Annotated in this window: 10 protein-coding genes and 2 pseudogenes; 6 read left to right on the top strand and 6 right to left on the bottom strand. The window is 62.2% G+C overall.

Annotation, left to right across the window (positions count from 1 at the left end):
• Positions 1-222: 222 nt before the first annotated feature.
• The 5 genes and pseudogenes from ACQCST_RS05370 to ACQCST_RS05390 all read right to left on the bottom strand — a co-directional run.
• Positions 223-311, bottom strand: a pseudogene (locus tag ACQCST_RS05370) (beta-galactosidase); the annotation flags it as partial.
• Positions 312-441: 130 nt separating this feature from the next.
• Complete coding sequence (locus ACQCST_RS05375) at positions 442-1,359, bottom strand: carbohydrate ABC transporter permease (protein WP_426996909.1); 918 nt, start codon at positions 1,357-1,359, stop codon at positions 442-444.
• Positions 1,356-2,327 (bottom strand): carbohydrate ABC transporter permease, encoded by a 972-nt coding sequence (locus ACQCST_RS05380; protein WP_426996908.1) that lies wholly within the window; start codon positions 2,325-2,327, stop codon positions 1,356-1,358. The genes ACQCST_RS05375 and ACQCST_RS05380 overlap by 4 nt, the downstream gene beginning before the upstream one ends.
• Positions 2,328-2,342: 15 nt before the next feature.
• Complete coding sequence (locus ACQCST_RS05385) at positions 2,343-2,528, bottom strand: hypothetical protein (RefSeq protein WP_426998287.1); 186 nt, start codon at positions 2,526-2,528, stop codon at positions 2,343-2,345.
• A pseudogene (locus tag ACQCST_RS05390) lies at positions 2,525-3,657 on the bottom strand (ABC transporter substrate-binding protein). Before ACQCST_RS05390 ends, ACQCST_RS05385 begins: the two are co-directional and overlap by 4 nt.
• A 727-nt stretch (positions 3,658-4,384) precedes the next feature.
• Here ACQCST_RS05390 and ACQCST_RS05395 point away from each other — a divergent pair.
• The 3 genes from ACQCST_RS05395 to ACQCST_RS05405 all read left to right on the top strand — a co-directional run bounded on the left by ACQCST_RS05395 (position 4,385) and on the right by ACQCST_RS05405 (position 9,220).
• A complete protein-coding gene (locus ACQCST_RS05395; protein ID WP_426998288.1) occupies positions 4,385-8,494 on the top strand; it encodes a family 43 glycosylhydrolase in 4,110 nt (1,369 codons plus the stop codon).
• A gap of 223 nt (positions 8,495-8,717) precedes the next feature.
• Positions 8,718-9,008, top strand: a complete 291-nt coding sequence (locus ACQCST_RS05400; RefSeq protein WP_426998289.1) for a hypothetical protein — start codon at positions 8,718-8,720, stop codon at positions 9,006-9,008.
• A gap of 29 nt (positions 9,009-9,037) precedes the next feature.
• Positions 9,038-9,220 carry a hypothetical protein gene (locus ACQCST_RS05405; protein WP_426998290.1) on the top strand — a complete coding sequence of 61 codons (183 nt, stop codon included), beginning with the start codon at positions 9,038-9,040 and terminating at the stop codon, positions 9,218-9,220.
• Positions 9,221-9,463: 243 nt separating this feature from the next.
• Here ACQCST_RS05405 and ACQCST_RS05410 read toward each other — a convergent pair whose 3' ends face one another.
• Positions 9,464-10,561, bottom strand: a complete 1,098-nt coding sequence (locus tag ACQCST_RS05410) for a LacI family DNA-binding transcriptional regulator (protein WP_426998291.1) — start codon at positions 10,559-10,561, stop codon at positions 9,464-9,466.
• Between the two features lie 64 nt (positions 10,562-10,625).
• Between ACQCST_RS05410 and ACQCST_RS05415 the strand changes: the two genes are divergently transcribed.
• From ACQCST_RS05415 to ACQCST_RS05425, 3 genes are all read left to right on the top strand, one after another.
• On the top strand, positions 10,626-11,543 hold the full coding sequence (locus tag ACQCST_RS05415; RefSeq protein WP_426998292.1) for a carbohydrate ABC transporter permease: 918 nt from the start codon (positions 10,626-10,628) through the stop codon (positions 11,541-11,543).
• Between the two features lie 135 nt (positions 11,544-11,678).
• Positions 11,679-12,485, top strand: a complete 807-nt coding sequence (locus ACQCST_RS05420) for a carbohydrate ABC transporter permease (protein WP_426999082.1) — start codon at positions 11,679-11,681, stop codon at positions 12,483-12,485.
• Between the two features lie 89 nt (positions 12,486-12,574).
• Entirely contained in the window at positions 12,575-13,930 is a 1,356-nt protein-coding gene (locus ACQCST_RS05425) for an ABC transporter substrate-binding protein (RefSeq protein ID WP_426998293.1), read from the top strand.
• Positions 13,931-13,936: the final 6 nt, after the last annotated feature.

Here is a 13,936-nt window from a genome sequence, read left to right on the forward strand (position 1 = left end):
CCAGCCTGTAGCCGGAGAGATCGTCTGTGCTCTGGCGGCATGGTGACGTCCACCGTTCCTGATGCGCCCGTGACGACGGACCCGCAGACTTAGGCGATCCTGCGCAGGGTCTTTCCCAGGTGGACAACCTCGCGCCAGACCTTGGTCTGCGTCTCGGTATGGGGCATTCGCCAGGTCCACCCGGATGCCGTTGTCATGCAGCAGATCCAGCACCCGGTTCTGCCGGCAGAATTCGTAGGATCCCTCGGTCGGTTCCAGAAGGGACCACTGAATATGCCGAAACTGACCAGGTTGACGCTGGCTTCGCGCATTAGCCGGACGTCCTCGGCCCGGGTTTCCTCCGGCCACGGTTCCGGGTTGTAATCCCCGCCGAAGGCCAGGGGCGGAACTTCGGGAGCCCCCAGCCGTGAGGTGACGTGACCATGTTGTTGCTGTCCACATTTATCCCTTGCTGGAGCCGAGGGTGAGGCCGGCAACAAACTGCCGCTGGAGCAGCAGGTAGATGACCAGTGTGGGGATGACGGTGATGATGGCGCCGGCGGCCATCAGATTATAGTCATTCAGGAACTGGCCTTGCAGGTTCTTGATGGCGGTGGTGATGGGCAGTCGGTCACCGCTCTGGATGAACAGCAGGGGCCAGAAGAAGTCGTTGTAGATAAAGATGACTTCCAGCGTACCCAGCGCGGCGAAGGCCGGCCGGCAGAGCGGCATGATGATTTCCCAGTATTGGCGCCAGATTCCCGCACCGTCCACCAGCGCCGCCTCGGTCAGATCAGCCGAGAGCGCCTTCATGTAGTTGGACAGCACGAAGGTGCAGAAGCCGATCTGGAACGCCGTGTTCACGGTGATTACGGCGATGTAGGTGTTGAGCATGTTGCCGGAATCACTGATCGAGTAGGGCACTTCGAAATGTTTCATCATTTCGAACAGGGGAGCAGCCAGAACCTGCGGCGGCAGCAGATTACCTGCGGTGAACATGATCAGCAGGGTGATGTTGAACTTCCAGTTCACCCGGCTGACGGCGAACGCCATCATGGAGGCAAAGAAGAGAGTCAACAGGACCGCCGGGACGGTGATGATCACCGAGTTCCAGAAGTACCTGGCGAAGCCGCCCTGGGTCCAGGCCTGGACGAAGTTGTCGAAGTTGAAATCGCCGCCGAAGCTGAAGTAGCCGTACTTGTTGGTGGACGCGACGGGGCGCAGGGCCGTGAACAGGGACCAGCCCAGCGGAATGAGCCACATCACGGCCATGACCGTCAGGAAGATGTGGGTGCCGTAGTGGCGCCTGGGCCTGCTGCCCGTGCGCACCATTCCGGCGGAGGAGGTCCCGGCGGAAGCCCGGATGGCTGTAGTACTCATGCTTTGCTCTCCTTGCCGAAGGTGCGGCTGAGGTAGAAGACGATCGGGACCAGGGAGATGACCAGGAGGACCACTGCAAGTGCGGAGCCGACGCCGATCACCTGTCCTTCGCCCACGAGGTTCTGGATCACCAGGGCGCTGAGGAGTTCAAGGCCGTTGGTGCCGCGGTTGATGACGTAGACGACGTCGAAGGCGCGCAGGGACTCGATGATGGTGATCACCACAATGACGATGTTCACCGGACGCATGGCAGGGAATACCACCCGGAAGAACGTCTGGTAGGCGTTGGCGCCGTCGATGGACGCCGCCTCGCGGAGGGTGGGGTCCACACCCTTGAGGCCCGCCAGGTACAGCAGCATGACGTAACCGGCGTGCCGCCAGGTGGCCGCAACCATTGCCGCCCAGATATTGACGGATGAATCCCCGAACCAGTCCACGGCCTGCGGGGTTCCTGCCGTGCCCAGGAGGAAGTTGAGCAGGCCGTTGTCCCGCTGGTAGAACAGCTGCCAGATGATGCCCACGAGCGCCAGCGAGAGCATCACGGGGCCAAAAAAGATGCTCTGGTAGATTCTGCTGCCCCGGATGTTCTGGTCCAGCAGGACCGCCAACAGCAGGCCAATCGGCGTGGCCACCAGAGCGAGGAAGACCAGCCACAGCATGTTGTGACCCATCGCGGGCCAGAAGGGCGGGTAGTCCTGGGTGGTGAAGCGGTAGTTATCCAGGCCGGCGCTGCGGATGTTGCCCAGATCCAGGCCGTTCCAGCGGGTAAAACTGAGCCCGATGGACATCAAGGTGGGCAGCCAGACGAACACCAGCTGGATGAGGGTGGGGATTCCCACCATCGCCGCCAGAACGAACTTGTCCCCTCGTGAAAGCCTACGGACCCGGCCGGATCTGATGCGTTTGGCGGGTTTCCCCGGTTCCGCCCGTGATCCGGGCGGAACCAGGTCCTGTGCTGTGGAACTCATGTGACTTTCCCTCGCTTACTGGGCGGCGTAGAGGGTTTTGGCCTGGGCTTCGAGGTTCTTGACGTCCATCTTGCCGTCTTTAATGAACGATTGAAGTGCCGGGATCATCACGTTGTTGGCCATGGCGGGCAGCGCGTCGCGGTCGAAGAACTGGCTGATGGACTTGGCGTTGGCGATGGTGTCCGCGCATTTCTTGTTCAACGGGCTGAACTTGGAGGTGTCAGCACCTTTGCCGTGGCGATGTTGGAAGGATCGACGGCGGCGTAGGCGTTCTGGGCTTCTGCGGTACCCACGAAGGCCAGGAAGTCGCGCGCGGCCTTGTTTTCGCCGCCCTTCTTGGAGAGCAGCAGGCCGTCAATGGGTGCTTCGACGGCGTCCTTGCCTTCCATGGCGATCTCGGGGAAGGGGAAGAAATCAATGTCGGCCAGGACCGCGGCATCCGTGAACTGCTGGGTCATGAAGGATCCGAGCAGGTACATGCCGGTCTTCTTGGCTTCCAGGGCCTTGGCGGCGTCCTGCCAGGTCTGGCCCAGGGCTGCCGGGTCCTGGAAGGGGAGCAGCGCGGACCAGGTGTCGAAGACGTCGCTGACCTTCTTCTGGTCCCAGGATTCCTTGTGCGCACAAAGATCCACGTGGAACTGGTAGCCGTTCAGGCGCATGTTGATGTAGTCGAAGGTGCCCATGGCCGGCCAGCCGTCCTTGTCGGCGAAGCCGATGGGGATGATCCGTCCGCCTTCATTTTTGCCGCCAGCGTCTTCAGCGCATCAAAGGTTTCCGGGACGGCGTAGCCCTTCTCCGCCCACAGGCTCTTCCGGTAGAAGAACCCCCAGGGGTAGTTGTAGTTCGGAACGAAATACATTTTGCCGTCCGGGCCGGTGGAGGCTTTCTTAAGTGCATCGGAGTAGTTGCCGCCGATTTTCTCCCAGACGTCATCGATGGGGGCCAGCAGGCCCTTCCCTGCGTAGTACTGCATCCGGTAGCCGGCAAACCAGGTGAAGGTGTCATCCGGGGAGCCCTGGAGGTAGGAGTTGATGTTGTTTTGGAAGTCGTTGTGCGGCACGACATTGCTGGAGACTTTCTTGCCGCTCTTGGCGGCGAAGGCATCAGTAACCGCCTGGTAGGCCTTCTTGGGGACTGCATCGGAGGACCCGGAGCCGAACGTCAGCCCGGTGGATTCCGAACCTGATCCGGAGGGCCCGCTGCTGCCTGTGCAGGCGGCCAGCAGCGGAAGTCCGGCGATGGCTGCGGCACCGACACCCATCGTCTTGAGGATGGTGCGGCGGTCCCATCCGCCTTGAGCGGACGCCAGCGCGTCTTCGTGACTTGTCATTATTTCTCCTTTGAAGAAGGTCGATTACATGTGAAGCTCATCACACATCGTACAATCATAATCGACCAAATAGGAACGTCAATACCCAAAACAGAACAAATTCTGTTCAAAACGGAAGATGACGTCTCATCCAGACCTCGGCCGGCCACGTTCGGCGCTCCAGTGGCTCTATATCGGCTGACCCTCCAACGTGGCGCCCAACGGCCACAGTCGATGCGTCGGTTGGGTCCGGAGTCGTCTCAGAACCGGACGATTAGGACGTCGTTGTTCCACCAAGATGCAATTCCGCGATGCACATCAACGTCGAGCTGTTCCAATGAAGCCAGATGCTGGACACCTCCTGGTTGAACAGGCCACAGTTACTGCCGCCGGATCTCGCGAAACTGTACTGCTGCGGCGGAACGTCAGACGGCCACTCGCGTTCCTCGGGCTGGAGGCCCAGACACGAATTTAGTCCTTGACGAACGTCCTCGACATCAGTATGTTTAGGTAAACATACTCCATGTTCGCGTAAACATGAACGGATCGGATTTAGACAATGTTGTCGACCTCGAACGCATCGTCGCGTTATCGCTTCGCTTCGGTGATTGCCGCCGCATCACTCGCCTTATCATCACTTCCTTTGTTACCCACCGCGGCATCCGCCGCGGACAGTCCCGTCGTCCTGACCCCGAACCCCGCGCAGGCGGGACCTGCGTTTAAGGGGTGGGGCACGAGCCTCGCCTGGATGGCCAATGCTACCGGCCAGTATCCGGAGGCTATCCGCAATGATCTGATTGACAAGGTCTTCGGTGTCGACGGACTGAACCTCAACATCGCCCGCTACAACATCGGCGGCGGCAACGCCACCGACATCCCCAACTACCTCCGCCCCGGCGGAGCCGTTCCCGGCTGGTGGAACCCGGCTTCCGGACTCTCCGACCAGGCCGGCCCGATCAGCACCAGCTACGCGGACCGGGACCGGTTCCTCGCAGCCTGGAGCGGCGCCAACGCCTCGGATTACAACCTCGACGCCGACGCTTCGCAGCGCGCCTGGATCGCTGCTATCAAGAACAAAGTGACCAGGTGGGAGGCATTCAGCAACTCGCCCCCCTACTTCATGACGCAGAGCGGCTACGTCAGCGGCGGGCTGGACCCGAGCGCAGACCAGATCAAGCCCGAAGCAATCGGCAAGTTCGCCAACTACCTCAAGACCGCCGCCCAGCACGTTGAGCAGACCGCGGGCATCCGTTTCGATACGATCAACCCCCTCAACGAGCCCGGCACGGACTACTGGAAGACCACCATCGGCGGCAACGGCCAGCCCAACGGCGGAGGACAGGAAGGCGCCCACGCCAGCCCCGCCCTGCAGTCCCAGGTGCTGACTGCCATGGCAGCCGAGCTGGCGAAAGCAGGAACCACCACGGGCGCAAAAGTCTCCGGTCCGGATGAGACCAACCCCAGCAAATTCATGGAGGACTGGAACGGCTGGACCCCGGAAGCGAAGCAGGCCGTGAGCCAGCTCAACGTCCACACGTACTCCACCGGAGACCGCATGAAGGTCCGCGACGTCGCCAAGGCTGCCCACAAGCCGCTGTCGATGAGCGAAGTGGAAGGCAACTGGGGCGGTGACACGTGGAATCCGAACAGCATAAAGAACGGCCTCGGCATGGCCGCCCGTATCACCGATGATCTTCGCGAGCTCGACCCCGAATCCTGGGTGCTGTGGCAGCCTGTCGAGGATCTCTACAACATGGAGCTCGTCGAGAAGAAGAACTGGGGCTCCGTCTTCATCGACTTCGACTGCAACGCCGCCGGCAACTCGGCCCGCCGCATCGCAGATGGTGCCGCCGATCCTTCCTGCCGCACCGCGGTCAATTCGAAGTACAACACCATCCGTAACTTCACCCACTACATCGCACCGGGCGACCGGATCATTCCCACCAGCGATGCCAGCACCACCTCCGCAGTGAAGAGCGACGGCTCCGGGCTCGTCATGGTGCACACCAACGAATCCGACCTGGCCCGCACCGTCAAGCTGGACCTGTCCAAGTTTGGCACCATCAGCGCCGGCGCCACCGTTACCCCGGTGGTTACCACCGAGTCACCGGCCAGCAACCCCACCGCCAACGCACTGGTGAGCGGCACCGCCGTCGCCATCGATGCCGTTACCCGCTCGGCAACGCTGACGGTACCCGCCAACTCCGTCACCACCTTCGTGATCAACGGGGCATCCGGCGTCGCAGCCGATGCGCCCGCACTGCAGGACGGACAGTCCTACAGCTTCGTGGGCGTCCAGAGCGGCAGGGCCCTGACCGCTTCGGCCGGAAGCCCGGCGACTGTGCTGGGCGACTCCGTCGCCTCACCCACCCAGGTCTGGAAGGCCACCCGGATCGCCGATGAGGACGGTACCACCCGTGACCGTTACGTCCTGAGGCTCGCTGACGGACGCGCCCTAGCAACAGATGCCAACGGCACGGTCCTGAGTACACTCACCGATGCCCAGGCCGCCACGGACACCTCCGCCCAGTGGCTCTTGAGCACCACGGACGGGACCTCGTTCAGCCTCCTCAACGCCGGACGCGAACAGGTATTGGATGTTTCAAACCAGTCCACGGCTTCCGGCTCCTGGATCGGGTTGTGGACCTCGAACGGCGGGGCCAACCAGGCGTTCACGCTGCGGAACGCGAGTGCAGGCACCGGTTACACCAGCTTCAGGCCCGGCCAGGACTGGCGGGACGCCTCAGGCAATCTGATCCAGGCGCACGGCGGGCAAGTGGTCACTTCGAAAGACGCGACCGGGCGCACCATCTACTACCTGTACGGCGAGGACCGCACCAACGGTTACCACTCGTCCCCGGGTGTGCATGGCTACAGCTCCTACGACCTCTACAACTGGAAGGATGAGGGAGTAGCCCTGAAGGCGATGTCATCCGCTGACCAGTTCACCACCGACCCCTACTTCCAGGGCCTGTACTCCGGCTACTCCGCTGCACAGAAGTCCGCCGTGTACCGTGACCTCGGAACCGTGCCGGTCAACGGCGAAACCCCGCCCATCCTCGAACGGCCCAAGGTCATCTACAACGCGGCCACCAACAAATGGGTCATGTGGGTCCACGCCGACGGCCCCTCGGCGACGTCGACCGCGCAATACGCGAAGGCCAATGCCGGCGTCGCGGTTTCCGATTCACCCTTTGGACCGTTCCGCTACATCGACAGCTACCGTCTCCACAAGGCAGCTGCCGGCGATCCCACCAACTTCGCGCCGAACAATCCGGGCATGGCCCGGGACATGAATCTCTTCGTGGACAACGACGGCACCGGGTACATCATCTACTCCAGCGAAGAGAACAAGACAATGTTCATTTCGAAACTCAACGCTGCCTACACGAACCTGTCCGCTTCGCCGGATACCGCAGTGGAGGGTGTCGACTACCGGCGCGTCTTTGTCAACGACTCCCGTGAATCACCGGCCATCTTCAAGTACCAGGGCCGCTACTTCATCATCACGTCGGGAACCACCGGGTGGTCCGCGAACCCGGCCGAGTATGGCACGGCAACGAGCATCCTCGGTGACTGGACCAAGATGCCGAACCCGTTCACCAGCGACGTCGCCTGGAACTCCAACAACTCACAGCCTACTTCCGTCATTCCGGTCGATGCCGCGAACGGTAAGTTCATCTACATGGGTGACCGCTGGAACGGCGGGTCTGACCAGGCTCTGGCCACCGCGCCCATGGTCTGGCTGCCCATGCAGATGGGCGAAGGCGGCAAGTCCATCAGCGTCCTCTCCCCGTCCGAATGGCACCTTGAGGACCTCAACGGCAACGCCGCATGGAACGTGACTGGAGTTCCCGCCAGCCTCAATGTGGGCCAAGCGTTCAGCGTCAACACCGTGACGGTCACCCAGAACGGGCAGAGCACATCCCAGCCCGTGACCTGGCAGGTCACCGGCAACACCAACACGGCGGGAGTCATTACCGCCACCGGCACGCTTGCCGGCTTTGGCGGCCGCACGTTCACCCGCACCATCCCGGTTGTCCCTGCGGGCGTCCGCTACGCAGTGAACGCCGGCGGTCAGCAAACGTCCGACTGGACCGCGCTGATGGCCGCTGCCGCACAGGGCGGAGCTGTCCTGAACAGCAAGGCCGACCAGGCGTATGGCGCGGACCCGGCAACCGGCAAGACGTGGGGCTACGAGAGCCAGGGCAGCGCCGTTACCGGCACTGCCGACGGCAACATCTTCACGACGCTCCGCTACGCCACCCAGGGCCTCGACCTGACCTACCGCTTCAGCGACCTGGCACCGGGAACCTACACGGTGTACGCCGGCTACTACGACCCGTGGGCACAGTGGAATAACCGCGGTGCCAAGGTGACCGTCAACGGCGTCGTGGTGGAAGCCGACCACGCCTACGGTGGGGAATACCAGTCCGCTGCCTACCAGAACGTCACGGTAGGTACCGACGGGAAGATTACGTTCTCGCTCAGCCCAACGAGGGGGTCGGACGTCCAGCTCAGCTGGCTGATGATCGCCAACTATGTCCCGGCCCCCATGACGTCGCCGACCCTGAACGTATCCGCGGTAGCAAGCACCAAGTGCGTTGCCGGCAAGGCAGTGGTGAACGTGCAGGCGACCAACAATGAAGCATCATCGGTCCAGATGAAGTTCACCTCGGTCTACGGGATCAAGTCCTTCGCCCAGGTCAATCCCGGTGCGAGTGCCGTCTACGCCTTCGCCACCCGCGCGAAGACCATACCGGCTGGCACCGTGGCAGTCGAGGCCAAGGGCACGGTGAACGGGCAACCGGTCACTGTGACTAAGAATGCGGCGTACGGCGCAGTGTCCTGCAACTGACTGAATGCCAGTGGCCCGTCACCCGGCGGGCCACCGGCACTGCCCTGCCATTTCCGACCGATTTACCCCGGCCCTAGGCCGTACCCATGCAGAGGATTTGTCAGATGAACAAAATCGGATTCGCTGCCCGGTGCTCCGCCGTCGCGGCGGACGGCAATGCTTTTCGGTGTGGCCGAAATGGCCATGGCTGATGAGAACCCCGGCGACCAGGACGTGGACGTCAATGTCCAGATCAGCCAACCGGAAGAACCCGGGGGTCCTGGCCATGAGCGTTGCGGGCACCACTACAATGCTCACCGAGGACGGATCCACACCCACGGTCAGGCAGTTCAAAGGTACGCTGCCGACGGTGACGGTCACCGACACCCGGGTGGCGGATGAGATTCCCGCCGGCGCAGGCTGGTATGTACTGGGAACGTCGTCCGACTTTGCGGGTGGCTCGGGCCAGCCCGCCATCAGTGCCTCGCACTTGGGCTGGGCGCCGCACCCATCGACGGTGGTGATTCGGGTCTGATCGCCGAGGGCGCCCAGATGGAGACGGTCATGGACCCCGGTCTCAACGCCGTGGGCCTGGTTGACGAGGAGTGGCTCGCGTTGGCGTTTGATTCGGGGGCGATTGCGGCGGAGGGGCAGTGGACAGCTACTGCGGACCTCTTCCTGCGCACCCCTGTAACGGTTGCGCCGGGCGACTACACGGCGAAACTGACCCTCTCTCTCTTGGAATAGCACAAACCACTCCGCGATGTTGGCACTGCCCCTGTTCGAGTAGCAGCAACGGAATTATTGTTATGGGTCCTAAGCTCTTTCTGTCCGCCCGTACGGACGTCGTCCGGCGCACGGTTCTGGACTTTCTTCGTTGTGGCAGCGACCATCTTTGCGGGCATGACCATGGCATCCGCGACGTTTGCCACCAGCGCGAGCCCGAACACCCGAAAGTGCGCTTAACACCCCAGTGCGCGCCCGGGCCTCCTATGAGGCGGCTGCGGCTGTGCTCTTGCGGATCATGAGTTGTGTGGGCACTTTGGTGGCGCCATCGACCGGGCTGCTTCCGGCCATCTGCTGAAGCAGGTTTTCGATGCTCAGGCGTCCAACGGCATGGAAGTCCTGATGGATGGTGGTCAGGGGTGGCCAGAAGGAGGTGGACTCCTCAAGGTCGTCGAATCCAACGATGCTGACGTCTTCCGGAATCGCGCGGCCAAGCTCATGAAGGGCACGCATGGCCCCCAGCGCCATCTGGTCGTTGGCGGCAAAGATGGCGGTGACCTCGGGGTTGCGCCCGAGCTCCAGGCCAATTTGATAGCCGGATTCCGTCGACCAGTCGCCGTGGCGAACAGGAGGTGCAACGATGCCTGCGTCCTCCAGCGTCCGCTTCCAGGATTCGGCCCGGTGCATTGCGGAGAACGACGACGTGGGGCCGCCGATGTGCCAAACCTGGGCGTGCCCAAGGTTGAGCAGATGCTCCGTGGCCAGTCGGGCGCCCTCGGCCTGGTCGGTATCCACCATCGGATAGCCGGACCCGGCGTTGGAATCGATCACGACGGCGGGCAGGTCCTCAGGCAGCGTGATGTCGGCATGGTCGAGCAGGTGGGCCTCAAAGATGATGACGACGCCGTCAACCTCCTGCTCGCGCAGCCTGTGGTATGCCCCGGACACAGTTCCGGTCGTGGGGTCCGGCAGGGGGATGAGTGTGACGGAGTATCCGGCCTGGGAGGCGGCGGTGGCAATCGCGTCCAGGGTGCGCATGTTGCCAAAGCTTGAGAGCGTGAACATGATGACGCCGATGGACTTGAACTGGCCGCTCTTGAGCGCCCTCGCTGCCCTGTTGGGCCGGTAGCCGAGTTCTTTCATGGCCTCAAGGACGCGGTTCTTCGTGGTCTCCTCTACATTCGTGAGGCCATTCGACACGCGAGAGACGGTCTGCGAGGAGACACCGGCCGCCCGGGCTACGTCCGCGATGGACGACCCTCTGGACGCGCGTGTGGCCGCCCGCTCGGCGGGCTGGACCCGGAGGCTGCGCGTCTGGGTGGATTGAGCCGGCCTTTTTCCATTACCCTCTTGAGTGTTCACCTAAACATGCTACTGTTCTTTGCGGAATGTTTGCGTAAACATAGTGGGAAGAGACGAAATTATCATGACAACGACGTCGACAAGAGCCGACGCATCAGGTGCCTTGAAGGGCCGGAAACGTAGCGGAGGCTGGACGGGATGGGCGTTTGTTGGCCCCTTCATGCTGGTCTTCATGGTGGTGTTTGTGGCACCTGTCCTGTACGCCTTCTACCTGAGCCTTTTCCAGAACCAGATGGTGGGCGGTGACAAGTTTGTGGGAGGTGCCAATTACCTCCAGGCGTTGGCAGACCCGCAGTTTTGGGACTCTGTGATCCGAGTGGTCGTCTTCCTGGTGGTGCAGGTTCCCTTCATGCTCTTCCTGGCCCTCTCAGCCGCATTGGCCCTGGACAGCGGCCGTCTGCATGCGTCGTCATTCTTCCGCATTTCGGTCTTCCTCCCTTACGCCGTCCCGGCAGTCGTCGCAACCCTGATGTGGGGATTCATCTACGGACCACGGTTTGGATTGTTCGGCAGCGTCAATGAGTTCTTCGGACTCAATCTGCCGGAGCCGCTTTCCAGCAGCTGGGTCCTCGCGGCGATCGGGAACATCAACACTTGGGAGTTCACCGGGTACAACATGTTGATTTTCTACTCGGCGCTCAAGGTGATTCCCGGCGAACTCTACGAGGCAGCCAACATTGACGGTGCCGGCCCCCTCCGGGTGATCAGAAGCATCAAGCTGCCCTCGATCCGCGGAGCCATCGGCATTGCGAGCATCTTCTCGGTCATCGGCAGCTTCCAGCTGTTCAACGAGCCGAACATCCTCAAGGCGCTGGCACCGAACTCCATCAGTTCGTACTTCACGCCCAACATGTACGCGTTCAACCTCTCCTTTGCAGGCCAGCAGTTCAACTACGCCGCGGCGATCTCCATCATCATGGGCGTCCTCACCGTCATCGTGGCCTACATCGTCCAGATTTCCGGCTCGCGAAAGGATGCCTAGACCATGTCCGTACGATTGAGCCCTCCCCGGACCCGGGAAGCGTCCCCGGCAAAGACCTTGCCCATACCCAGATTCAGTACGCCGCGACGCGGGGGAGTAACCCGGAAGCGCAAGTCGATCCTCCTCACGATCGCGATGGGCGGGATGGCCGTATATGCCCTGCTGCCACTGTTCTGGCTACTCGTGAACTCCACCAAGACCCAGCCTTCGCTTTTCAGTTCCTTTGGCCTGTGGTTCTCCGGCGATTTCGCCCTCTGGGACAATGTTTCACGCACCATGACCTACAACGACGGCGAGTTTCTGCGCTGGCTGGCGAACACTGTCCTCTACGTCGTGGTGGGTGCCGGCGGGGCAACGTTCCTTGCGACGTTGGCCGGTTACGGGCTCGCCAAGTTCGACTTCCCCGGCAAGCGCGCGGTCTTCGCAGTGGTCCTGGGCGCCGTGGCCATCCCGGGTACCGCACTGGCGGTTCCCACGTTCCTGATGTTCAGCCAGATAGGCATCACCAACACGCCCTGGTCGATCATCATTCCCTCACTGATCAGCCCTTTCGGCCTGTATCTGGTGTGGATCTACGCCCTCGAGTCGGTGCCCACCGAAGTGCTCGAGGCGGCCCGGATGGACGGGGCAGGAGAGTTCCGGACGTTCTTCACAATCTCGCTGAGGATGCTCGCGCCGGGATTCATCACGGTCCTGCTGTTCACCGTGGTGGCCACGTGGAACAACTACTTCCTGCCGCTCATCATGTTGAGCCAATCAACCTGGTATCCCCTGACAGTGGGCCTCAACAGCTGGAACGCCCAAGCAACCACGGCCGGGGGCGAGGCGATCTACAACCTCGTGATCACCGGATCCCTACTGACCATTGTGCCCATCGTGGGTGCGTTCCTCTTCCTCCAGCGCTACTGGCAGTCAGGACTGTCCGCCGGGAGCGTGAAGTAAAAGGGCGCACAACGGCGATCTCCCGCCGTCGTGCGCTGCATCAACCGCATGACCTGTCTCAAGAATAATGACGTGAAAGGCACGAATCAATGAAGAACAACAACCATTTGCAGCGGGCGGCGGCTGCCGCCCTGGCGGCAAGCCTCCTGGTCGGCAGCCTTGCGGCCTGCGGCGCTTCCGGAGCTGCCGGAAACGCCGCCAGCGAGGGAGCAAGCGCTGAGGACATCGCCAAAGCCCTGCAGACCGAAACCACGCTCACCGTGTGGGGCTGGGCCCCGCAGCTCAAGCCGATCGTGGAGGCCTTCGAAGCGAAGTACCCCAAGGTCCACGTCAATCTTGAAAACGTCGGGACCGGCAACGCCCACTACACGAAGCTCCAGAACGCTGTGAAAGCCGGTAGCGGTGCACCGGACGTGGCCCAGATCGAATACAACGCACTGCCGCAGTTCGCGCTTTCCGACGCCCTGGCCGACTTGAAGGGATACGGAGCGGAGGAGCTGGAGGACAACTACACCGCCTCGACATGGGGATCCGTGAACCTCAACGGCGGCATCTACGCGCTCCCGCAGGACTCCGGCCCGATGGCCATGTTCTACCGGGCCGATGTCTTCGAAAAGCACGGCATCGCCGTCCCCTCCACCTGGGATGAGTACGTTGCGGCTGCGAAGACCCTGCACGCTGCCGACCCCAAGGCCTACATCACCAGCGACACGGGCGACGCCGGATTCAGCACGAGCATGATCTGGCAGGCAGGCGGAAAACCCTACACCATCAACAGCACCACGGACGTGGGCATCGATCTCCAGGACGAAGGCTCGAAGAAGTGGACAGGGACCTGGAACACTCTGGTCAAGGACGAGCTGCTGTCACCCGTCACCGGCTGGTCCGACGAATGGTACAAGGGTCTCTCGGACGGCAGCATCGCCACACTCCTCACCGGAGCCTGGATGCCCGCAAACCTGGAATCCGGCGCCGCAGCCGGCAGCGGCAACTGGCGCGTGGCCCCCATGCCGACCTATAACAAGGGCCAGGCCGCAACGGCCGAGAACGGTGGCGGCGGTGACGCGGTGCTGAAGCAGAGTAAGAACAAAGCAGCGGCCTACGGGTTCCTTCAGTTCTCCAACGGCCCCGAAGGGTCAAAGATCCACGCCGCAAACGGCGGGTTCCCGTCCACCACGGCCGACCTGCAGACTGACGCGTTCCTCAACGCCGCCAGCCCGTACTTCGGCGGACAGAAGATCAACAAAGTCCTCGTCCAGGCCTCCAAGGACGTCGTCCCGGGGTGGCACTACCTGCCGTTCCAGACCTACGCCAACAGCATCTTCAGCGACACAGTCGGCCAGGCCTACGGCTCGCACAGCGACCTGAACAACGGGCTGAAAGCCTGGCAGGAAGCAACCACGAAGTACGGCAAGCAGCAAGGCTTCACCGTTTCCAACAAGTAGGACGCG

Origin of the sequence: Pseudarthrobacter sp. N5 (assembly GCF_050157035.1) — a bacterium.
Classification (GTDB): domain Bacteria; phylum Actinomycetota; class Actinomycetes; order Actinomycetales; family Micrococcaceae; genus Arthrobacter.

Bases quoted from the DNA above. Each gene is read 5' to 3' on its own strand.
- ACQCST_RS05405 (WP_426998290.1), top strand. From the start codon at position 9,038: ATGGACCCCGGTCTCAACGCCGTGGGCCTGGTTGACGAGGAGTGGCTC.
- ACQCST_RS05380 (WP_426996908.1), bottom strand. From the start codon at position 2,327: ATGAGTTCCACAGCACAGGACCTGGTTCCGCCCGGATCACGGGCGGAA.
- ACQCST_RS05395 (WP_426998288.1), top strand. From the start codon at position 4,385: ATGGCCAATGCTACCGGCCAGTATCCGGAGGCTATCCGCAATGATCTG.
- ACQCST_RS05425 (WP_426998293.1), top strand. From the start codon at position 12,575: ATGAAGAACAACAACCATTTGCAGCGGGCGGCGGCTGCCGCCCTGGCG.
- ACQCST_RS05415 (WP_426998292.1), top strand. From the start codon at position 10,626: ATGACAACGACGTCGACAAGAGCCGACGCATCAGGTGCCTTGAAGGGC.
- ACQCST_RS05375 (WP_426996909.1), bottom strand. From the start codon at position 1,359: ATGAGTACTACAGCCATCCGGGCTTCCGCCGGGACCTCCTCCGCCGGA.
- ACQCST_RS05400 (WP_426998289.1), top strand. From the start codon at position 8,718: ATGTCCAGATCAGCCAACCGGAAGAACCCGGGGGTCCTGGCCATGAGC.
- ACQCST_RS05420 (WP_426999082.1), top strand. From the start codon at position 11,679: ATGGGCGGGATGGCCGTATATGCCCTGCTGCCACTGTTCTGGCTACTC.